This is a genomic window from Amycolatopsis sp. lyj-84, from assembly GCF_046549075.1.
Lineage (GTDB): Bacteria > Actinomycetota > Actinomycetes > Mycobacteriales > Pseudonocardiaceae > Amycolatopsis.
In genome coordinates, this window is sequence record NZ_JAJPWO010000006.1 from 499,969 (window position 1) to 521,791 (window position 21,823).

At 69.2% G+C, this 21,823-nt stretch carries 18 protein-coding genes; 10 read left to right on the forward strand and 8 right to left on the reverse strand.

What is annotated here, in order from left to right; genetic code table 11:
* Positions 1-515 precede the first annotated feature (515 nt).
* The 4 genes from ACLJRM_RS21340 to ACLJRM_RS21355 all read left to right on the forward strand — a co-directional run bounded on the left by ACLJRM_RS21340 (position 516) and on the right by ACLJRM_RS21355 (position 4,415).
* Entirely contained in the window at positions 516-962 is a 447-nt protein-coding gene (locus ACLJRM_RS21340; RefSeq protein ID WP_101608200.1) for a Fur family transcriptional regulator, read from the forward strand.
* A gap of 34 nt (positions 963-996) precedes the next feature.
* Complete coding sequence (gene katG / locus ACLJRM_RS21345; protein ID WP_101608199.1) at positions 997-3,231, forward strand: catalase/peroxidase HPI; 2,235 nt, start codon at positions 997-999, stop codon at positions 3,229-3,231.
* 85 nt (positions 3,232-3,316) lie between these two features.
* Complete coding sequence (locus ACLJRM_RS21350) at positions 3,317-4,072, forward strand: ZIP family metal transporter (protein WP_410664077.1); 756 nt, start codon at positions 3,317-3,319, stop codon at positions 4,070-4,072.
* A gap of 151 nt (positions 4,073-4,223) precedes the next feature.
* Positions 4,224-4,415, forward strand: coding sequence for a hypothetical protein (locus tag ACLJRM_RS21355; RefSeq protein WP_410664078.1), 192 nt, complete (start codon positions 4,224-4,226; stop codon positions 4,413-4,415).
* Positions 4,416-4,423: 8 nt separating this feature from the next.
* Here the strand turns inward: ACLJRM_RS21355 and ACLJRM_RS21360 are convergent, their stop codons facing one another.
* The 4 genes from ACLJRM_RS21360 to ACLJRM_RS21375 form a co-directional block, all read right to left on the reverse strand.
* On the reverse strand, positions 4,424-5,863 hold the full coding sequence (locus ACLJRM_RS21360; protein ID WP_410664079.1) for an alpha/beta fold hydrolase: 1,440 nt from the start codon (positions 5,861-5,863) through the stop codon (positions 4,424-4,426).
* A 98-nt stretch (positions 5,864-5,961) separates the two neighbouring features.
* On the reverse strand, positions 5,962-6,417 hold the full coding sequence (locus tag ACLJRM_RS21365; protein ID WP_101608195.1) for an ester cyclase: 456 nt from the start codon (positions 6,415-6,417) through the stop codon (positions 5,962-5,964).
* Positions 6,414-7,310 (reverse strand): hypothetical protein, encoded by an 897-nt coding sequence (locus ACLJRM_RS21370; protein WP_410664080.1) that lies wholly within the window; start codon positions 7,308-7,310, stop codon positions 6,414-6,416. The genes ACLJRM_RS21365 and ACLJRM_RS21370 overlap by 4 nt, the downstream gene beginning before the upstream one ends.
* 99 nt (positions 7,311-7,409) lie before the next feature.
* On the reverse strand, positions 7,410-8,423 hold the full coding sequence (locus ACLJRM_RS21375) for a hypothetical protein (RefSeq protein ID WP_410664081.1): 1,014 nt from the start codon (positions 8,421-8,423) through the stop codon (positions 7,410-7,412).
* Between the two features lie 192 nt (positions 8,424-8,615).
* On the opposite strand from ACLJRM_RS21375, the gene ACLJRM_RS21380 reads away from it, so the two are divergent.
* From ACLJRM_RS21380 to ACLJRM_RS21395, 4 genes are all read left to right on the forward strand, one after another.
* A complete protein-coding gene (locus ACLJRM_RS21380; protein ID WP_410664082.1) occupies positions 8,616-10,016 on the forward strand; it encodes a fatty acid desaturase in 1,401 nt (466 codons plus the stop codon).
* Positions 10,013-10,207, forward strand: coding sequence for a ferredoxin (locus ACLJRM_RS21385; protein WP_101608191.1), 195 nt, complete (start codon positions 10,013-10,015; stop codon positions 10,205-10,207). The genes ACLJRM_RS21380 and ACLJRM_RS21385 overlap by 4 nt, the downstream gene beginning before the upstream one ends.
* Positions 10,208-10,209: 2 nt before the next feature.
* The gene (locus tag ACLJRM_RS21390) at positions 10,210-11,418 is read left to right on the forward strand and encodes an NAD(P)/FAD-dependent oxidoreductase (RefSeq protein WP_410664083.1); all 1,209 of its coding nucleotides are present in this window, start codon (positions 10,210-10,212) and stop codon (positions 11,416-11,418) included.
* Between the two features lie 69 nt (positions 11,419-11,487).
* Positions 11,488-12,123 carry a TetR family transcriptional regulator gene (locus ACLJRM_RS21395; RefSeq protein ID WP_101608189.1) on the forward strand — a complete coding sequence of 212 codons (636 nt, stop codon included), beginning with the start codon at positions 11,488-11,490 and terminating at the stop codon, positions 12,121-12,123.
* Here ACLJRM_RS21395 and ACLJRM_RS21400 read toward each other — a convergent pair.
* The 4 genes from ACLJRM_RS21400 to ACLJRM_RS21415 all read right to left on the reverse strand — a co-directional run bounded on the left by ACLJRM_RS21400 (position 12,097) and on the right by ACLJRM_RS21415 (position 20,555).
* Positions 12,097-12,678, reverse strand: a complete 582-nt coding sequence (locus ACLJRM_RS21400; protein WP_101608188.1) for an AAA family ATPase — start codon at positions 12,676-12,678, stop codon at positions 12,097-12,099. The genes ACLJRM_RS21395 and ACLJRM_RS21400 overlap by 27 nt on opposite strands.
* A 96-nt stretch (positions 12,679-12,774) precedes the next feature.
* Positions 12,775-13,920, reverse strand: a complete 1,146-nt coding sequence (locus tag ACLJRM_RS21405; protein ID WP_410664084.1) for a hypothetical protein — start codon at positions 13,918-13,920, stop codon at positions 12,775-12,777.
* Positions 13,920-14,435: a SigE family RNA polymerase sigma factor gene (locus ACLJRM_RS21410; protein ID WP_101608186.1), complete on the reverse strand. Its 516-nt coding sequence runs from the start codon at positions 14,433-14,435 to the stop codon at positions 13,920-13,922. The genes ACLJRM_RS21405 and ACLJRM_RS21410 overlap by 1 nt, the downstream gene beginning before the upstream one ends.
* Positions 14,436-14,864: 429 nt before the next feature.
* The gene (locus ACLJRM_RS21415) at positions 14,865-20,555 is read right to left on the reverse strand and encodes a CHAT domain-containing protein (protein WP_410664085.1); all 5,691 of its coding nucleotides are present in this window, start codon (positions 20,553-20,555) and stop codon (positions 14,865-14,867) included.
* 62 nt (positions 20,556-20,617) lie between these two features.
* Here ACLJRM_RS21415 and ACLJRM_RS21420 point away from each other — a divergent pair, with 62 nt between their 5' ends.
* Complete coding sequence (locus ACLJRM_RS21420; RefSeq protein ID WP_101608184.1) at positions 20,618-21,007, forward strand: hypothetical protein; 390 nt, start codon at positions 20,618-20,620, stop codon at positions 21,005-21,007.
* On the forward strand, positions 21,004-21,819 hold the full coding sequence (locus tag ACLJRM_RS21425; RefSeq protein ID WP_101608183.1) for a hypothetical protein: 816 nt from the start codon (positions 21,004-21,006) through the stop codon (positions 21,817-21,819). The genes ACLJRM_RS21420 and ACLJRM_RS21425 overlap by 4 nt, the downstream gene beginning before the upstream one ends.
* Positions 21,820-21,823: the final 4 nt, after the last annotated feature.

Consider the following 21,823-nt stretch of genomic DNA (forward strand, 5'->3'; position numbering starts at 1 on the left):
GCCCCTGCTGGCAAAGGTTGTGAGTTCTTGCCGAGAGCCATCGCGGCGACGCTCCGCTGGGGTGATCTCACTCGGACAGGTGCATCGACGATCCTCTTTCGGTTGTTGTGTAACCGAAGTGCCCGCCGGCAGGAAGGATTCCTTGCCACGGGAGGAAGTTTCGTCCGAATTTCGCACTTTCGTGGCGTCGTGTCGTGGCAGGTCCAGACCAGTGATACCTGATCAGATTACCGCCTGACCAGCCTCTTCGTGAATAGTGCGAACCGATCGATGGAATACTGTCGCGGCGAAATTCTGTCATCGATGCTAATTCTTCGAATAGGTTATGTAACAAAAGCAACGGAGAGGACGTCTGAGGGGGCAAGCACCCTTGATGGGCGCGGGCGGGGTCTCGACAGGCTTGCGGGGCGGGCCTGTCCGATCATCGTGCCCGAACGGGGCTCGGCGGGGAAGCTCGGGACACGCCCGGGATCCGCGAACTTGATTCATTCCAGAAAATGGGTCAGACTGCGCCCGTGCCCACGACCCCGGAGTTCGAGCGGATGCTGCGCGGGGCCTCCCTGCGCGTGACGCGCCCTCGGGTGGCCGTGCTGACAGCGGTACGCGACCATCCGCACGCCGACACCGACTCGATCATCGGTGTCGTGCGCGCGGAGCTCGGTGAGGTCTCTCACCAGGCCATTTACGACGTGTTGCGGGCACTGACCGCCGCGGGTCTCGTCCGGCGAATCCAGCCGTCCGGATCCGTAGCACGCTATGAGTCCCGTGTCGGGGACAACCACCACCACGTCGTGTGTCGATCATGTGGTGTCATCGCCGACGTCGACTGCGCCGTCGGTCCCGCACCCTGCTTGAGCGCGTCGGACGACCACGGCTTCGTGATCGAAGAGGCCGAGGTCATCTACTGGGGCCTGTGTCCCGACTGTGCTATCGAAACCCGCGCGATCGAACCCCGTTCCTGAGCCCTGCAAGCTCTGAATTCCCGGAAGGATTCCCGTGTCTGACAGCCCGGACGCCGTCGTCGGCGAGATGAACGAAGAGAGCGCGGGCGGCTGCCCCGTCTCGGCGGGGCGCCGCAACCACCCCACCGAAGGCGCGGGAAACCGTGACTGGTGGCCGAATCAGCTCAACCTGAAGATCCTCCGGAAGCACACCGCGGCTTCCGACCCGATGGACGCCGGGTTCGACTACGCCGCCGAGTTCAAGACCGTCGACCTCGACGAACTCGCCAAGGACGTCGACGCCGTCCTCACCACTTCGCAGGACTGGTGGCCCGCGGACTTCGGCCACTACGGCGGCCTCATGATCCGCATGGCGTGGCACAGCGCGGGCACGTACCGCATCGAGGACGGCCGCGGTGGCGCGGGCGCGGGCATGCAGCGCTTCGCCCCGCTCAACAGCTGGCCGGACAACGGCAACCTGGACAAGGCCCGCCGTCTGCTGTGGCCGGTCAAGAAGAAGTACGGCCGCAAGATCTCGTGGGCCGACCTGATGATCTTCACCGGCAACCGCGCCCTGGAGACCATGGGCTTCAAGACCTTCGGCTTCGCCGGTGGCCGCGCCGACGTCTGGGAGCCGGACGAGGACGTGTACTGGGGTCCCGAGCGCACGTGGCTCGGCGACGAGCGTTACACCGGTGACCGCGAGCTCGAGGGCCCGCTGGCCGCCGTGCAGATGGGTCTCATCTACGTGAACCCGGAAGGCCCGAACGGCAACCCGGACCCGCTGGCCGCGGCCCGCGACATCCGCGAGACCTTCCGTCGTATGGCGATGAACGACGAGGAGACCGTCGCGCTGATCGCGGGCGGCCACACCTTCGGCAAGGCGCACGGTGCGGCGAACCCCGACGAGCACGTCGGTGCCGAGCCCGAGGGCGCTTCGATCGAGGAACAGGGCCTCGGCTGGAAGAACTCCTTCGGCAGCGGCAAGGGCCGCGACGCCATCACCAGTGGTCTCGAAACCACCTGGACCTCCACGCCGACCCAGTGGAGCCACGGCTTCTTCCAGAACCTCTTCGGCTACGAGTGGGAGCTGACCAAGAGCCCCGCCGGTGCCCACCAGTGGCAGCCGAAGGACGGCGCCGGCGCGAACACCGTGCCCGACCCCGAGTCCGGCGAGCTCACGCGCCCGCCGACGATGCTCACCACCGACCTGTCGCTGCGGGTCGACCCGGTCTACGAGCAGATCTCGCGTCGTTTCCTGGACAACCCGGACCAGTTCGCGGACGCCTTCGCCCGCGCCTGGTACAAGCTGACCCACCGCGACATGGGCCCGATCCAGCGCTACCTCGGCCCGCTGGTGCCGCAGGAGACGCTGATCTGGCAGGACCCGGTGCCCGCCGTCGACCACGAACTGATCGACGACGCGGACATCGCCTCCCTCAAGGAGAAGCTGCTCGCTTCGGGCCTGTCGGTCTCGCAGCTGGTTTCCACCGCGTGGGCGTCGGCTTCGACCTTCCGCGCGAGCGACAAGCGCGGTGGCGCCAACGGTGCCCGCATCCGCCTCGAGCCGCAGCGCGACTGGGAGGTCAACGACCCGCAGACGCTGGCCCAGGTGCTGCGGACGCTGGAAGGCGTCCAGGAGGCGTTCAACGGCGCCCAGACCGGCGGCAAGAAGGTCTCGCTGGCCGACCTGATCGTGCTCGGCGGTGTCGCGGCCGTCGAGAAGGCCGCCAAGGACGGCGGTCACGACGTCACGGTGCCGTTCACCCCCGGCCGCACCGACGCGACGCAGGAGCAGACCGACGTCGAGTCGTTCGCCGCGCTGGAGCCGACCATCGACGGCTTCCGCAACCACCGCGGCAAGGGCCACCGTCTCCCGACGGAGTACCTGCTCATCGACCGCGCGAACCTGCTGGACCTGAGCGCGCCCGAGCTGACCGTCCTCGTCGGCGGCCTGCGTGTGCTCGGCGCCAACACCCAGGAGTCGAAGCACGGCGTGCTCACGGAGAAGCCGGGGTCGCTGACCAACGACTTCTTCGCGAACCTGCTCGACATGGGCGTTCAGTGGACCGCCGCGTCCGGTGACGCGGAGACCTTCGAAGGCCGCGACCTCGCGACCGGCGAGGTCAAGTGGACCGGTACCCGTGCCGACCTCGTGTTCGGTTCGAACTCCGAGCTTCGCGCGGTGGCGGAGGTCTACGCCAGCGACGACGCCAAGGAGAAGTTCGTCCGCGACTTCGTGGCGGCGTGGGACAAGGTCATGAACCTCGACCGGTACGACGTGGCATGATCCGAGCCTGAACCTGGCTTGACACCGGGCCGGCCGCGTTTCGCGGCCGGCCCGCTGTGTTTCCGCCGGACGAAGGGAGACGGACGTGGGGGAGCTGCTGGCGGCGGGCGGCTGGGGCCTGCTGGCCGGGTCGGCGTTGCTGCTCGGGGCGATGGTCGGTTTCCTGGTCCGGATCCCGGGCAAGGCCGTGGCGAGCGTGATGGCCTTCGGCAGCGGCGTGCTGATCTCCGCCGTCTCGTTCGAACTGATCGCCGAGGCGCACGAAAAGGGCGGCTTCCTGCCGACCGCGCTCGGTGCTCTGGGCGGTTCGCTGATCTACACCCTCGCCAACATCGCACTCGCCCGGCGGGGCGCCCGTCATCGCAAACGTTCGGGCGACCAGCAGACGTCCGAGAAGGAGCAGGCGGGCTCCGGCACGGCCATCGCGCTCGGCGCCCTGCTGGACGGCGTCCCCGAATCGATGGTGATCGGCACCAGCCTGCTCGGCGGCGGGAGTGTCAGCGTCGTGACCGTGGCGGCCGTGTTCATCAGCAATGTCCCGGAAGGACTGTCCAGCGCCGCCGGGATGAAACGGGCTGGCCGGAGCCCGCGCTATGTCTTCACGCTCTGGAGCGGGATCGCCGTGATCAGCGGCGTGGCGGCACTATTCGGCTACGGCGTTCTCGGCGGCGCGTCCGGCACCGTCCTGGCCGTGATCACCGCGCTCGCGGGCGGCGCGATCCTCGCCATGATCGCCGACACGATGATCCCGGAGGCCTTCGACGACGCGCATCTGTGGACCGGGCTGATCACGGTCGCGGGCTTCCTCACCGCGTTCGGCCTTTCGCGCATCGAGGGCTGAGCGAGGGTGAGCCCGATGGTGTGAACCACCGTGGCGCGTTCGGCGTAGTCGAAAAGCACGACGCCGGAATGACGGATGGCTCTGGATGCGAAGGCCTTGGTGACGGAAGATTTCGCTGCCGACGAAACACTGAACGCCTGGAGCGAGTCCCATGAAGAACGAAACCTCCGAAAACCTCCGTCTTCTTTTGACCGGCTTCGGGATCGACACCGCGAAGGCGGGCAGTGGGGTCGACCTCGTGATCGACCGCTTCGACAACTGGACCAACAAGGCGAGGGTGGACACCTTCGGCTGCTTCACCGGAGCCTGTTGTGTCATCCCACCCTTGGCCGAAGCCAGGTGATCCGCTGATCAACGGCCGGACGGCGGCGGGATCGGCGCTCCGGCGCAGGACCCGTTGCCCGCCGTGCCGGTGGAGAAGAACTCGACGGCCTTGCTCGCACAGGGGAGCGAGGACAGCGAACCGTGGTGATCGTCCTCGACGGTGAGCAGGGCTCCGCCGATCCGCTCGCGCATGGCCAGTGCCCAGCCGATCGGTGTCACCGGTTCGTAGACGTGCCCGACGAGTTGCAGCGGACTCGTTCCTCCGGCGAAGTTCCACGGCTGGACCGGCAACGGCCAGCCCGCGCACCGGCCGTCCCAGAACCCGGGGGAGGCGACGGCCGGGTACGCGCGGATCCGGTCGAGCCGCCGTTGCCAGATCGTCTCGAAGTCGCGAGGACCTTCGGAGGCATTGCAGAGGATCGCCGTCTGCTGGAAGGTGTTGGCGCCGTTCGGTTTCGCGTCCCAGCCGAATCCGGCACCGCGCTCGGCCGCGGGTCCGGCCGCGGGCGCGGTGCCGTCACGCAGGGCGGCGAGCGCCTTGGCGGAGTTCGCCCAGTCGCGGCGCGGACCGGCGAGGTAGTTCGTCACGGTCTCGCCGTGCACGTCACGGAGCTTCAGCAGCGCGTCGAGCACCGCGGGCTGGGTGCGCCCGAAGTGGTAGACGGCGTCGTAGCGGGCGATCCAGCCGGCGAACTCCCGGGCCGTGATCTCGCCCGCCGCGATCATCGCGTCGTCCATCGCGCCGACGTCGAGGGTCGGTGCCATGACCGAGTCCAGCAGCATCCGGTCCACCCGGGAGTCGAATCCGGTGCGGTAGGCGGCACCGAGCGCGGTTCCCCAGGAGACACCGTAGAAGCCGATCTTCGCCTCCCCCAGGGCTTCCCGGATCCGGTCCATGTCGCGCGCGACGTTCTCGGTGGTCAGGTTGCGGACGAACTCGGGATCGCCCGCGACACAACGCTGGTTCACCTTCGCGTCCCGTTCGAAGACGAACCTGGCTTTTTCCTTGTCCGGCAAGGAGGACGGCGGCTCGGCGTCGTCACCGGGAAGCGACGGGCAGGCGACGTCGGCGCTGTAGTCGACACCGCGCGGATCGAACCCGATCAGGTCGTGGTCGGCGCCGATCCCGGCCGCCTTGCTGTCGGTGAGCCACCTCGGCTCGTGGATCCCGGACTGGCCGGGGCCGCCGGGATTCAGCAGGACGACACCTCGCCGCCGGGCGGGATCGGTCGCCTTCCGCCTCGAGACCGCGATGTCGATCTTCCGGCCGTCCGGTTTCGCGTAGTCGACCGGGACGGTCACCATCGCGCATTCGGTGCGCTGGTCGTCCGCGGGCTCCCAGCCTCCGGCCACGTCCTTGCAGAGTTTCCACTCCAGCGGTGCGGGTGACGCCGAGGCGAGCGCCGGCGCCGCCAGCGCGGCCATCGTCGTCGCGAGCAGCACGATCGCGACCCGGTTGCGGGGCATGGGCGGTTCTCCAAGGCTCGACGGCGGGACTTCGTCAGCCTCGCCGCGTGCCCCGGCCGTCCACATCGGCCGATCGGCCGATGATCACCGGCCGCCGGTCAGACGTCACCCGACGCCAGCAAGGTCAGCAGTTCGGCGTGCCCGGCCTGGGTGATCAGGCTGGCGGCGTCGAAGTAGACGCGCTCGTTGGTGATCCGGTCCCCGTCGAAGAAGAACACCGCGATGATCGGGACGCGGAACGCCTTGCCGGTGGGCGGACGGCCGTAGAACTCGCCGAGGTTGGTGCCGAGCAGGTCGAACTCGACGATGACCGACTCGTCGGCGAAGTGGTAGCGGACGTTCTCGTGCCGCTGGTCCGGGAACGCCGTGCGGGTCATGCGGTAGTACCCCATGACCTCCTCGTCGCCGTCGAAGATCTGCCCGGTCGCCATGATCTCGTAGTGCGGATGGCCGTTGAAGGTGCCCAGCGTGCGGTCGAACTCCTGGGTCACCTCGGTGTCCATGTGCTCTTCGATGATCTTGTGGCGCCGCTCGCGCAGGTCTTCGCTGATCACTGGTCCTCCGGGTCGTTCCTGGTCGCGATCCGCAGACTACCGCCCGCGGCTTCGTCGTCTGTCCCGTAGAGCAGACTGCCGCACGAGCGCGAGAGGCACGTCATGGCCTCGATCTTGTGACCGGGGAACTCGCCGATCCTCACCGGAACGGGGGAGAGGGCGATCGAACCGTCGGCACGGAGCACACCCGCCGCGTACACGGCCGAATCGAACGGGCCGTCGTCGCCGGGATCGGAGGCGGCCGAGATCAGGACGCGGCCGTCCGCGGTGATCTCGACGTCGGAGGCGTGCCGGACGTCGGTGGTGGGGTAGGCGACGCGGAACGGGACCGACTTCGGGTTCTTGAAGACCAGCTTCGAGGCCGAGAACTCCGCCGAGTAGAGCGTGGCCGGGCGGGCGTCCTGGCCGCGATCCGCCCAGACCGCGAACAAGCGGTCATTCACCTTTTTCAGCGCGAAACTCTCGTAATTGTCTTCCGGGTCGCCCTTCGGTACCTGGAAGGTGCCGAGCACTTTCAAGCGCCGGTCGTTCAGCTTGAAATGAAAGCCCTTGCCGCCGCTGGCCAGCGCGATGAATTCACCGGCCTTTCCTGGTACCGCTTCGGCCGCTTCCAGGTCGACGGGGAGTTCGCCCGGCCAGTCGATCGGGTCCACCTTGGACACCCGGCCGTGGTCGAGACGCACCCAGGCGGCCCGGTTCTCTCCGGGTTTCTTGTTGTCCCGCAGCACGAGCGCGTCGACCCGATCGCCGTCCTTGTCGAGGACGGCGACACCGCTGGCGCCGGAGGTCATCCCGGTTCCGATGGATTCCCAGCCGTCGCCCGCCGACGCTGTCGAAGGGAGGAAGAGCGGGATGGTCAAAGCCGGAAGAATGGCGAGGGAGGCGAATTTCATGCCGACAAACTAGTTCAGGAGCGGGGCGGGACGAATGCTGGAATCGATGCAGGAGTTCCGGCGCGGACCCGGGGATCCGCGCCGGAAACGCGGCCGGATTCAGGCGCCGCAGTAAAGGCTGCCGGCGCGGAGCGCGTGGCCCCCTTCGTTCCCGTCGTCGGCCCAGACCACCTGCTTGCCCCCGCGTTCGCAGGTCGGCGAGATGGCGAAGCCTTCGTTGTTGTAGTTCGGCATCGCGCTCGGCCGGTTGAAGGTGTCGGTCACGGCGAACTTGCCCTGCGGGCCGACCGAGAGCGTGGTCGAGTTCCCGCTGCAGTTGTCGTCGCAGACCGCCCAGAGCTTGCCGTTCGAAGCTTCGTACTCGAGTTCCATGATCGAGTCGAGGCCGCTCGCGAAACTCGCGACGCGGGTGTACTTCCCGCCCGCCTGGTCGAGGGCGTAGGCGTAGATCATCCCGTTGCTCTCGAGACCGACGAGGTAGAGGCCGGTGCCGTGACCGGGGTAGGTGGCCGGGTTGTACGGCGCCTTCGTGCGCTCGTCGACGAACCCCTTCGCGGTGAGGGCGCTGTCCGGGATCCACGAGACGGCTTCGAGGCCATCGTTGGCCGAGACCTTCGGCAGGTCCGCCGTCAGATCCCATTCGGCCTTGGCGGTGAGGGTCTTGGCCGCTCCGGAGACGTCGTACCGAAGCACCTTCAGCGCGCTCTTCTTGCTGTTGTCGCCGTCGCGCTCGGTGGCCGTGACCACGCCGTCCGGGGTGGCCACGACGGCCTCGGCGTCGGGATCGCCCTTGCCGTTGCGGTAGCGCAGGGCCTTGCCGGACGACCAGCCGTTGGCCGTGTCCGGTCGCCACGTCGTGCCGTTGCGCACGAGGCGGTACAGCGTGCCGGGGCCGTTCTTCACCGCCCACAGGACGTCGGCGCCTTGGAAGGACAAGCCGCTCATGTTGCCGCCGAGGACGTCCGAATCGTCGACGTTCATGACGGCGGAACCGCCTGGCCAAGGGCTGTTCGCGGCGGTGCTCGCGGTGGCGGTGGTGGCGGGCAGGACCAGCAGGACCGCGGCGACGGTGGCCACGGCAGCGGGGCGGATCCGGCGAGGTGATCGGGGCATTCGCGCTCCTTCGGGGCGGACGAAGTGGATCGCGGCGTGTCGTCACAAGTTAAGTAAGTTTCCTAACAAATACAAGATATCGCCAAACTCTCACGAAATGAAGCAACGGCGGGTTTACAAATAGTGACGACTTGTCAAACCGGGTGTACATCACCTACAGTTTTGTAAACCCAGCCAACGGAGGAGGGTGCGATGAGCGAGATGACGGGCACGATCCCGGAGGGCTCGACCGAACGGTGGACCGACCGCAAGCGATACCTGTGGCTGATCGGCCTGGTGGTCCCCTCGCTCGCGTTCCTCGCCATCGGGCTGTACGCGGCCACCGGATGGGGCGTGTGGTTCTGGATCGGGCCGATCGTGATCCTGGTGGTCGTGCCGCTGATCGACCTGATCGCCGGGCTGGACCGCGACAACCCGCCGGACGACGTCATCGAACGGCTGGAGAAGGACCGCTACTACCGCTGGATCACCTTCGCGTTCCTGCCCATCCAGTACGCGGGTTTCGTGGCCGCGTTCTGGCTGATCTCCCGCGGCGATCTGTCCGTTGTGGACAAGATCGGCCTGGCGATCTCGATCGGCTGCATCGGCGGTATCGGCATCAACACCGCGCACGAACTCGGGCACAAGAAAGAAAGTCACGAGCGCTGGCTGTCGAAGATCGCGCTGGCACAGAGCTTTTACGGTCACTTCTACATCGAGCACAACCGCGGCCACCACGTCCGGGTGGCGACCCCGGAGGACCCGGCCAGCAGCCGGGTGGGGGAGAGCTTCTACCGGTTCTGGCCGCGCACGGTGTTCGGCTCGCTGAAATCCGCGTGGGGCCTGGAGCGCAAGCGGTACGCCCGGCGTGACCGGCATCCGTTCCGGATCGGCAACGACGTGCTCAACGCCTGGCTGATGTCGGCGGTGCTGTGGGCGGCGCTGACCGTGTGGCTGGGACCGGGAATCCTGCCGTACCTGGTGATCCAGGCGGTGATCGGGTTCTCGCTGCTGGAAGTCGTGAACTACATGGAGCACTACGGGATGCGGCGGCAGAAGGTCGGCCCGCCGAACCGCCGGCGCTACGAACGGGTGGATCCCAGCCACAGCTGGAATTCCAACAACATCGCCACCAACGTCCTGCTCTACCACCTGCAGCGGCACAGCGATCACCACGCCAACCCGACCCGCCGCTACCAGACCTTGCGCGATTTCGCGGAATCGCCCGTCCTGCCGACGGGCTACGCGGGGATGATCGTGCTGGCGCTGTTCCCGCCGGTCTGGCGCCGCGTGATGGATCCGCGGGTGCTCGCGCATTTCGACGGCGACATCTCGCGCGCCAACATCCAGCCGTCGAAGCGGGGCAAGATCCTGGCGCGCTACGGAACCCGCGTCACCGCGCCGTCCCTGGTCGTCACCGACACACACGGCGACGCGACCGAAGGCGGGATGTGCCCGGGCTGTGGCTACGTCTACGACGAGAAACTCGGCGACCCGCGTGAGGGTTTCCCCGCCGGAACCCCGTGGTCGGCGATCCCGGATTCGTGGTGCTGCCCGGACTGCGGGGTGCGGGAGAAGGTCGATTTCGTGGCACCGGGAAGGGTCGGAGCATGATGAAGATCGAGGCGGACCGCGCGAAATGCGACGGGCTGGGCATGTGCGAGGCGATGGCGCCCGACTTCTTCGAGGTCGGTGACGACGGCACGGTCATGGTGCTCGACGAGCGGCCCGGCGAGGAACACCGGCAGGATCTGACGGCCGCCGTCGACGCGTGCCCGGTGCTGGCCTTGAAACTGCGGGACTGACCATGACACTGGTCGTCGTGGGAGCCTCGCTGGCCGGACTGCGCGCGGTGGAGGCGGCGCGCCGGGACGGGTACCGCGGGCGGATCGTACTGATCGGCGCGGAAGATCACCCGCCGTACGACCGGCTTCCGCTGTCGAAGGCATTCCTCGACGCGGAAGGCCCCGGGCGGATCGATCCGTTCCACAGCGTGTCCGCCCTGCGCGACGAACTCGGCGTCGAACTGGTGCTCGGCGCGGCCGCGGACGGTCTCGACACCACCGCGCGCGAGGTGGCGGTGGACGGCTGGACCGTGCCCTATGACGCGCTGGTGATCGCGACCGGCGCCACCGCGCGGCGGCTGCCCGGGAGCGAGGGAATCGCCGGGGTCCACACCCTGAGGACCGCCGAGGACGCCCTCGCCGTCCGGGCCGCGCTCGACCGCGGGGCCCGCACGGTCGTGATCGGGGCGGGTTTCATCGGCTCGGAAGTCGCCGCCGCGGCCCGGAAACGGGGGCTGCCGTCGACGATCGTCGAGGCGCTCGACGTCCCGCTCACCCGATCCGTCGGGGCCGAAGCCGGTGCGATGTGCGCCTCGCTGCACCGGGAGGCGGGCACGGAGCTGCGGCTGTCCACGAAGGTCACCGGCCTGGAAACCGACAACGGCGCGGTGACCGGCGTCCGGCTCGCGACCGGCGAGGTGCTGCCCGCGGACCTGGTGGTCGCCGGCATCGGCGTCGTCCCGGCCACCGGCTGGCTGGCCGGGAGCGGGGTCCCGCTGCACGAGCTCGACGGTGGTGTGGTGTGCGATGCCACGCTCGCGACCGGCGTGCCCGGCGTGTACGCCGCCGGGGACGTCGCGCACGCCGAGAACCCGCTGTTCGACGGCGACTTGATGCGGCTCGAACACTGGACGAACGCCGCGGAACAGGGAGCCGCGGCCGCCCGTCACGCGCTCTCGCCTGAGTCGGCGCGTGCGCTGGCGCCGGTGCCGTACTTCTGGTCGGACTGGTACGACCACCGGATCCAGTTCGTCGGCACCCCGCGCGCGGACGAAGTGGTGACCGCCGTCCCGGCTTCCGGCGGGTTCACCGCGCTGTACCGGCGCGGGGACCGGATCGTCGGCGCGCTGACCGTCGACCGGCCGCGCGAGATCATGAAGTACCGCCGCCACGTCGCCGGGCGGACGCCGTGGGCCGAGGCGCTGGCGTTCGCCGCTGGAACGGCGGCTTAGAAGGTGTCAATCGAAGTGAGGTCGGCGACTGGGGTGAGGACACGCGCGCTTCGAAAGGCACAGCTTAGAATGACGATCATGAGCGAGGCACCCTCAGCCGCGGCCACGGGTGGCCCGTACCGGCAGCCGATCGTCGCGTCGGCGATCGAGCTGACCGTGCGTTCCGGCTGGGCCTCGGTGACGATGAGCAAACTCGCGGAGATCGTCGGCGTCAGCCGTCAGACCGTCTACAACGAACTCGGCTCGAAGACCCAGCTGGCCGAAGCGATGATCTCGCACGAGCTAGCGCGGTTCCTTTCGGTCGTGCGAGACGCCTTCGAGCGGCATCCCGACGACCTCGTCGAGGCGATCCACGACGCCGTCCGAGGCGTCCTCGAACTCGCCGACGACAACCTCCTGCTGCGTGCCATCGTCTCGGCCACGCACGGCGCCGACACCGAGTTGCTGCCGCTGCTGACCGTCCGAGCAGGCAGCCTGCTGGGCGAAGCGACGATCATGCTGCGCGGCCGCGTGCGCGACTACGGCCCGCCGCTGGACGCCGAACAGCTCGACGTCGCGATCGACGTCGTGGTCCGGACGGTGCTGAGCCACATCATGCAGCCGTCGGACACTCCCGCGCGCACGGCCGACGCGCTGGCATGGATGGCCTCGCGGGTCCTCGGCACGAGCACGACCCGGTCACTGCGGCATCTCTCGCAGGATTAGGGCCGCGACCTCGGCCGGGCTCAAGTGAGTGTTGTCGATACGCAGGTGATCGTGCTGCTCGATCAAGCCCTGGGCGTGGACCCGGCGGGTTTCGCCGGTGTTCATGACATAGTCGCGGTCGAGTTCGAGAAGGTTGGCGTGCGAGAACTCGAGATCACGCTTGCTGGGCTTGCGATCGAGGCGGAGCTCGGTGGAATTGCGCCTGAGCCGCTCGTCGAGATCCGCGTACAGCTCGACGAACCGCGTCCGCCCGCCGCGTGACCGGACGATGTCGACGTACGAGCCGATGAGCTCGGCGTCCTCGGGCAGGTCCAGGCCCCAGACGTTCGTGTACACGAGGCCGGCCAGACCCGCGTCGGCCGCCTCCTCGATGACGCGGCGACGGAACTCGTTGACGAGCCTGCCGAACGGCGGCGAGCCGAAGGGGAAGATCCCGAGCACCGGCTCGACGGCCATGTGGTTGTGGAACAGCTTGAACCCGGTGAGTTCGCACAGCTTCTCGCCGACGGTCATCTTGCCGACGGCGGGCGGTCCGAAGATCACGACGAACTCCACCCGAGTCACGGTAGCGGGCCCGTAACGGGCACCGAGGGAGCAGGGCCGGCCACACTCTCGGTCCGCCCTCGTCGGCGCTCGGCTGGAGCCGATGGTTCAGCGCACGAGAGGTTGGCTGGTCCAGCCTGCACGGTCCGCGTGGACGGCAAGGCCGCGGTAGACGCCGAGCACGCCGTCCGGTCCCAGCGGGGTGGCATCGGCGGCCGACGTGGCGTCGATGAACAGGTCGGCCTGGAGGCCGTCGACGTCGGAGACGGACAGCCGGTCTGAGTACTGCGGCGTCCCGAGGTGGTCTCCGTCGAAGGTGTCGCGGCGGGCGGGGTGGCCGTCGACGGTGGTGTTGGGCACGAGGCCGTCGGTGCCGGGGTGGACGGACACGCTCAGGGCCGGTCCGTGCCCGTCGGGGCGGAGGTTCAGGTCGAGGGTGGCGCGCCATGCGCCGGCGAGGCCACCTTCCTCGATCTCGCTCGCCGTCGGCCGGATCTCAGGGGACAGGCCAGTGAGCTTGAACGGGAAGCGCAGTCGTTCGGCACCGTCGGTGCGTAGTGCCTCGGCGATGCGGCGGGCGGTCTCGCGCGGGTCGCCCTTGAGCCGGGAGACGGACAACTCGGCCCAGCCGTCGGCGGCGTAGCGCCACTTCAGGATGAGTGTCCCGGAGTCACCGGGCACCCCTACCCAGTACGCCGGGGCGCCGTTGACGGCCGGGGCGCCGGTCACCGGCCCGTAGGGCACCGTCCGTGTGCCCTCGCCGGGAAGCTGTGTCTCGATCGGCCGTTCGGTCAAGGGGGCGACGCCGGCGGCGTAGAGGCGCATCTCGACGTGCGTCGCGGGGAGGGTCGCACCCGGACCGTTGGCCGGGTCCGGAACGAACCTCGACGCCTTCAACGTCAGCCGCTCACCATTGATCGACGTGGTGCGCCAGTCCAGCGTGTCCTGCTCGGGCAGCCAGCCGAACGAGGCGTAGCGCACCAGCGGGTCGAACCGCGCAGGCGCGCTGGGGGCAGGGGCGGCCGCGGGCGGCGGGGCGGAAGAACCGGTGGGCGGCGGCGAACGGTCGATGACGGCGTACGTCAGGGTGGTGGCCAGCCCGGCGACGAGGACCGACGCCGCGACCGAGGTCGCCGTGCGGATCCTCCGCCCGCGCCGGGCCGTGGTCACCGCGCCCACGACGTCGACTCGGGACGGGGGAGCGGGGGCCTGGGCAAGATCGTCCAAGAGGGTGCGCACATCCTGCTCGTCCATCAACTGCTCCTCTTCGCGGCCGGCGAGACCGGTGACGGGGTGTCGGCCAGCACGCGCCGCAGCGCGTCCAGGCCACGTGCGGTTTGACTTTTGACGGTTCCCGGGGAACAGCCCAGAACGTCGGCGGCCTGCTCCACGCTCAGATCGCAGTAGAAACGCAGCACGAGAGTGGCCCGTTGCCGCGGCGGTACGGTGGCCAGCGCGGTCCGCACCGCTACGCGACCGGCGTGGTCCGGCTCCCCTCCGGCGTGGTCCGGCGGCTCGGCCATCAGCCGGACCCTCGACCCCCACCGGCGTCGCTCGCCCAGGAACGAGCGCACCAGGATCGTGCGCGTGTAGCCGTCCAGGTTCTCCACCTGCGAGGCTCGTTTCCAGTGCCGGTACAGCTGCGTGAACGCCGTCTGCACCACGTCGTCGGCCCGGTGCCAGTCCTGGGTCAGCAGGTAGGCCGTCTGACGCAGCCAAGGCAGCCGTGTCGTCGCGTAGTCGACGTAGTCACGGTCTTGCTCGCGCACGGTCTCTCCTGTCCTCGGCGGCTCCCACCCCCTAATGCGCCGGGCGGCCAGAAGGTTGCACGGCGGATCGCGTCGGCCCTACCCGCCTCACGTCAACTCCGCACGGCACCGGGAGGCGCGCGTTCAGGTCAGCCGTGGCCGATCTCGGTCCGGTGCCACACGGCCGGCACGTCGCCTGACCTCGCCTTTGCTTTTGCGAGGAAATGCCACGGATTTGAGACTGAATAAGGGTGGCCAGCACGGTGGCGGCTCTCGCACGAGCTCATGGTGCCCCAACCGAGGAACAGCCCTCGACTTACACGCGACCGCCCCAAGCGGTAGGCGAATCCCTCGGACCTTGATCGGCGTGGAGGCAGCCAGACTGACACACCAGTCGCCGCGAGCACTGGCTGACTCTCGGTGCGAGGGTCGAGTCATGCGCCCCGTGGTTCACGGTCCGAAGTGGACGTATGAGGCCCAGATGGCCGGGTCGCGGGGAGCCGAGTCGCGCAAGGCACGCACGGTGCGGTGGAGCAGGTGGGCGGTGCCGTCGAGACGCAGGCCCGAAGGCCCGATCAGCCCGGTGTACATCATCTTGGCGACCTCGACCGCGGTCCGGTCCGTGATGGTCCACAGGGTGGCGATCACCTGCCGGTAACCCGCGAGCTGGAGTGCCGCGGCGAGGTGGATGGCCTCGTCGGGCAGGGTCGTGCCACCGATCGCCGTGCTGCAGGCCGACAGGTAGGCGAGTTCGGCGTGCTCGAGATCCAGTTCCGCGACCTCGAGCACGGTCAGTGGTTTGTCCCACAGGTAGAGATTGCCCGTTGATGGCTGTTGCAGGTTTTGCCCGCCATGGCAGGCGAAATGTGCGAGGGCGTGGGTGCGCAGGTCGGCGGTGATCGCGGCGTGAGTGGCGGTGCCGGCGATACGTGACGTGCGACCGAGGGGGATCACGCGAGAAAGGAATTCGGCTTCCTCGCGGGCGCAGGGCAGCGGGCACAGGTCCGGGGAGCCTGGAACTGGTGGGGTCTCCGGCATGCTGACCACGAGGACACGTCGGTCGGCGGGCTCGACAGCGACGGCGCTGTTCGCCTTCGCCAGCGCGCGCAGTGTCGGCGTGTAGGACGACACCGCACGGTCGATCACCGTGCGTCCGGTGGGGGTGTCGGCCGGGTCGTGGTAACCGGCGGCGTGCAGCGGGAGCAGGGTCAGCGATCCGGTGGGGCACCACCACAGTCGTGGCAACGGTTCGTCGTGGCCGGTGTAGCCCAACCGGGTCAGCACCGGATCGGCGACGGTGTCCCACAACCATTCCAGGGTCGCGTGCACCGTTTGCCTGGCGCCGGTGGTGGCGAAGTCGCCTGGCCCGCCTGGATTCTCCAGCAGCTTCAACGCCCGCAGATACCCCTCTGCCCGTCGCCCGCTCTCCCCGAACGACAGAGCGGGCAGCGGAACGTGCTCGACGTCGCGGTCCCGGTGCACGATCAAGGCGTCACATCGGGCTTCGTCGACGTTGAGCAGGACGACGGGACCGTCGGGCAGACCCTCGCGCAGGGTGGCCAGCGGCGGGATCCGCAGTAGGTACTCCAGTCCTGGCAAGGCGCGTGCTTCGGCGAGCAACCGGTCCCAGTCCTCGGCCAGCTTGATCCGGTCGGACCGCATGCGCTGGCTCGGGTCGCTCCACGGATCGGTCGTGGCGGCGGCCTCCGGGATGTCGGGCACGGTCGTGGCCGCCAGCTTCGCCGCCACGGCGCGCAGCCGATCGTGCAACGCGAGGTCACGTTCCCGCAACATCGACAGGTCGTCCCTGGTCTGCAACGCCTGTGACCACAACACAGAGCGGCCCTGCTCGAGCAGTTCCACGGCGCGGCCGGGGTCACCGGCCTCCAGCGCCGCGGCGGCGGCCATCCTCGCCAGGCCCTCCCACACCGTCAGCCTGCGCTCGCGCGCGTCGCGTTCGACGCCGTGCCAGGCCACCTGGGGTATCAGCGCGACAGCGACGCCGAATGCCTCCGTAGCGGAGGCCCAGTCGCGCTGCCGGACGGCCAATTCGGCCCACAATCTGGCCGCGGCAGCCCGATACGCCGGTGCCGTGGCGGGAGCTTCGACCGCGGTCCGGTAGGCGGCGACCGCGGCGTCGAGGCCGCCCCCGCCTTCGACACGCCTGCGTTCGTGCAGCCTTCCCAGCGTCACCCAGGCCACCGCGACCCGAGGGTCACCGGCGGTCATGCTGTCGATCGCCCGTCCGGCCAGCTCGATCGACTCGGCCGCGTCGGCGTCGTCACCACCGCGGTCGTACCTGGTGTGCAGGGCGGTCGAAAGGTTGAGGACGCACAGCGGGTACATCGAGTGCGTCACGTCGGTGATCGCGATCGCTTCCCGGACGAGTGCGACGGCCCGGTCCAGGGCGTCCCGGCCCGGGCGGCGGTCACGGCGGGTGCGCAGCAGCCCCGCCAGGTTCATCAGGATCTCTCTCCGGTTCGAGCTCTGGGGTGTGCTGCGGTCCACCGCCTCGTTCAGGGCGGCGACCGCGGCGTCGAGGTCCGCGGTGTCGCGCCCTTCCAGGTACCGGATGTGCAGCGCGGTCCCGAGGTTCATCAGGCATATCGACACCGCCGGGTGATCCGGCGGCGCGGCGGCGACGGCCGATCGCCCGGCGTCCACGGCGGCGTCGAGGTCGGCGGCCGAGCCGAGGAGACCCGCCCGCGTGCGTAGCGCGTTGGACAGGTTGGTCAGCATGATGGGCCGCAGCGTGTGCCCGGGGTGGGCGCTCTCTGCCGCCTCGAACAACGCGTCGACGGCGGCGTTGAGGTCGGAAACCGTCCCGGTCCGATCGAACCGGGACCACAGTGCCAGCCCCAGCGTCATCAGGTTGACCGCCGAGGCGACGTACCAGTTGGGGGAGTGTGCGGCCTCGCGGCCCAAGTCGATGGCGGCGTCGAGGTCGTCGAGATCGCCCGTGGCCAGCGATCTGGTCAGCAGGCCAAGGGCCAGCGCGGTGACATGGACGCCCCGTTCGGCCGGTGTCGTGCCCGGCAGGGTCGCGGCGCGCTCGGCGGCCGCGATGGCCTCGTCCAGATCGGCGCGCTCCGCCAGGATGCTGTGCCGGCCACGCAGTGCGGACGCCAGTTCGGACAAGGCGTTCGCCGCTATCGCGTTGTTCGTGCCCGCGGCGGTCACCCCGCGGCGCAGCACCTCGATCGCCTCGGCCAGCACCTCGAGGTCGCCGGTCCGCTCGAACCGCAGGGCCAGCAGGGTGCCCAGCATGATCAGCGTGTGAGCCCGGTTGGCCTCCTCGTCCTGGGTGTGGGCGAGGACCGCTCTGCCGATTTCGATCGCTTCGGTGAGCAGAGGCTCTTCTCCGGAGTTGAGAAAACGCAGACGGAGCGTGCCCGCCAAGAGGATCCCGGCCGTGATCCGGCCTGGGCTCGCCACCGGCAGCCCGTCACTCGCGACTTCCAGCAGTTCGCTCGCCTCGGCGAGCGCGACCGGGTCGTTCGACCACTGCCCGTGAAGCGACAGCGCGCCTCCCAGCATCAGGCTGAATTGGGCCGTCTGGTCGCGCGATCTGGACGAAGCGAGACCGGGCCGCAGCACCGCGATCGCCTCGTCCAGATCCGCGGTGGAGGCCATGGCCTGGAAGCGGGCCCGCAGGGCGAAGCCGAGATAGAACCGGAGCGTCGGCAGGTCTGGATTGTCCGCGCCGGCCCGGCCGAGCACCGACCGCAGCGCGTCGACGGCCTCGGTGAGATCGGCGGGGTCGCGGGCCCACTCGTACCGGTCGGTCTGTGCGGCCGCGACATTTCCCGCCAGCAGCAGCGCGTCGGGGCTGGTCCGAAGGGCCGCCTTACCGCTGTCGATCGCCTCGGTCAGTGCGCTTTGGTCGCCATGGCGGTAAAAGCGGATGCGAAGCACTTGGATGAGGTTGTTCACGAACATGGTCCGGTTCATTCCGGTGGCCTGCGCCAACGCGGCCCGCAGTGTCGTTGCGGCCGCCTCCAGGTCCGCTATGGCACCGGTGTTCTCGTAGCGGGACATAAGCGCGTTGCCCAGGGTGAGAGTGACCGTCACCGTCGGGACCTCGCCGGGTGGCGTTGCCGCGTAGCAGGTTTCGATGGCTTCGGTCAGCTTCTCGGGGTCGCGCTCCGAGGTGGCCGTCGAGGTCAGGATCGCGGCCAGAATGCCGAGCATCCGATACCGGCTCGAGTCGTCCGCGCCGGTGGCGGCGAGCGCTGAGCGGATCAGCCGGGTCGCCGTCTCCCTGTCGGCCGGTTCGCCCCTGGCTTCGAAACGTTGCAGGTGTGCCCACGCGGTGTCGGCCCGCAGGTCGGGCAGTTCGGGGCCGTCGGCGGGCAGGGCTTCGACGACCCGGTGCAACACGGCGACGGACTCGTCGAGGTCGGCCGGGTCCGAATTCCGGCTGTACCGGAAGCTGAGTGCGTTCGAGAGGGCGGACGAACACTGCGTCAACGCGGAGCCGTCGGGAGCCAGCGGCACCGTCGCCCGCAGCGTCTCGATCCGTTCGTCGAGGTCCGCCGCCTGGCCTGTGCGCAAGAAGCGCCACCGCAGCAGTTCCGCCAGCTGCCAGAGCTGCTGGCCATGGATCACCGTGTCACCGGGGATGCCCTGCGCGCCCGCTCTCGTCGTCTCGATGGCTTCGTCGAGCTCACTGTCATCGATCGCGCCATTGGCGCCCGCCAGCTTGATCGCCTCGTACAGCGCCATCGAAAGGGCCGTGAGCATCGGCGCCCGGCCGTGTGGACCGCCCGCGCCGGCCGTCTTCGCCTCACGAAGGACGTCCACGGCTTCCCGGAGGACCTCCTGGCCACCGGTTGCCCGGTACTGGCGGCGAAGTGACTCGCCGAGGGACAGCAGCGCGGTCCCGCGAAGCGGACTGTCCGCGGGCAGTCCCGCCAAGGTCGCCCTCGCCGCGCTTATCGCCTCGGCAAGGTCCGTGTTGCCGTGTCGCAGCACGGTCGCCAGCGTGGCCTCGACCGTCCACCTCAGCGGGTGGCCTTCTCCGATGGCCGCGTCGGCCTCCCTGGCCAGTGCGATGGCTTCGGCCAGGTCGGCTTCGTCGGGACCATCAGGCGTGGTGAAGGCCGAGGCATACGCGAACCGGGTCTGGAGCGAGCTCGCGAGGTTGAGCTTCGCGGTGACGTGCGACTCGCTGCCCTCGGGGAGGCTCCTCAGCGCCTCCCGCAGGTATCGGACACTTTCGGCGATGTCGGTGGGTTCGCCCGTACGGACGAACCTGACCCGAAGGGCGCTGCCTCGCAACAGGAGCGCTTCACCGAATGCCGGGTCTTCCGAAGCGCAGTTCGCGAGGACTTCTCTGGTCACCTCGACGTACTCCTCGACCACGGCGAGCGGACCGCCGGTATTGCACTGGGTCTCCAAGGCCAAGGCGAACTGCGACAAGTAGGCGACGCGATTCGGGTCACCGGGCGGCAGGGACGACACCACTTCGCGCAGGAGCACCGTGCTGTCGGCGAGGTCCCGTTCCTGCCCGCGGATGCCGAACCGGGTGAGCAGTGCGACCCCGAGAGGAAACCGGACCGCCGGGACTATCGGGTGCCCGGCCGACTCGAGTGCCGCGCGGCCCGCCGCGACGGCGTCGTCCAGATCCGCCTCGGCGGTCGTCCATTCGAAGCGCTGGTTCAACAGCACCATCAGGTTGAACCGGTGCGCCGGACGGTCGACCTCGCTGCCGACGTCGACGGCGGCTCGACAGGCGGCCACCCCCAGGTCGGTCAGGACGGGATCCGCGGCCACCAAAGCGACGTCGGTGATCACCGACGCGTAGAAAGGTCCGAGCTCCGCGGGCGGGAGTCCCGGATAATGGTTCTCCTGAAGCCAACTGAGCACCGGCGGTGGCACTACGCCAGGAAAGGATTCGGCGAGCGGGGCGAACAGTTCCGTACAGGTCTGGATATCAGGCCCGATGCTGCCCGGCGACAGGGCACAATGCCGCAGCCAGTGCAGCATTCCGAGTTCTCGAAGCAGCTCGGGAGGCAGGCCGGTACCGATGGCAGGCAGGACCAGGCGAGCGGCGTCCGCCACGGCAGCGGGTGTGGTGACCTCGTCGGCCTCGCCTGTTTCCAGACAACGGCGAATGCGTTCCAAGAGCGAGATGTCCACTCCTCCTTCGCCACCCACTACGGTGCGGTAGACGATTCAGGATGGCACAAGGGAGGGGCGACGTGGCGGTATTCGACGAGGGACAAGCACTCGTTCTGTGGTGCACCGTCATGCCGGATCTGCGCCAGGCCGCCATCGCCGGCCGATGGACCGACAGGCTCGAACGCGCCGCCTCCCGAGTGCGAAAGGGCGGTTCGGCCTTGGACGCGTGCAGGCAGTTCGACCTGCTGGACGCCGAGTCGGCGGAGCCGACCAGGAGCGCCGGCCCTCCCGGCAGCATGCCGGTGTATCCCACACCGCGGAGCGCTCGCGTGCCACGGACCGGGCGTGGCGACTACGGCTGCCCGCGCAAGGTGTGCTCACGCCACGACCATCGGGACGACGACGGGCACCCGCCCGTGTGCGCCTTGTTCGACGACGAGCCGATGCTGCCGACGGGCGCGACGCCGTGAACCCCTTCTTGTCGTCGCTGAGCGGCAAACTCGCCGAGCGATGGGTCGCGACACTCGTACTGCCGGGGGCGTTGTTCATCGCCGCGGCGGTGTGCGCGGTCCGGCTGGGCCACCGCTCCGCGTTCGACCTCGTCTCGGTCGCCGGCTGGATCGTGCGGGAGGTGCCGCGCCTGCCGGTCGCGGCGGTGGCCGTCTTCCTGCTGATCGGTGCCACGGCGGCGGCCATGGCCGCGCAGGCGGTCGGCAGCGTGGCCGAGGCGGTCTGGACCAGACCGTGGCGCGGACCGGCGCGTCTGCTCGCGTGGGGGCTGGTGGCCTTGCGCGGCAGGCTGTTCGATCGCGCGGCGGCCAGGGCGGGGGTGGACCCGGTATCCGCCTACCGTCCACGACATCCGGCCTGGATCGGCGAGCGGTTCCGGCTGCTGAACGCCCGGATCGCCGGGCAGTACCACGGACTCGATCTGGGCTTGGTGTGGCCGCGCTTGTGGTTGCTGGTCCCGGAAACGGTCCGTACTCCGGTGCAGGCGGCCGAATCCCAGTTCAGGTCGGCCACCAGGCTCGTCGGCTGGGGCGTGCTGTACCTCGGCCTCGGGATCCATTGGTACCCCGCGATAGTGGTCGGAATCGGCACCGCCGCGCTGGGGTGGAGCCGGGCCCGATCCACCACCGCGACCCTCACCACGTTGATCGAAGCCACGGTGGACACCCATCTCGACACGATCCTCACCGCTCTCGGTCACACCGTGCCGGCCGCGGGCTTCACCGCCGAGCTGGCCCGCCGGATCAACGACCGGTTGGCCAAGGGTGACTGACACC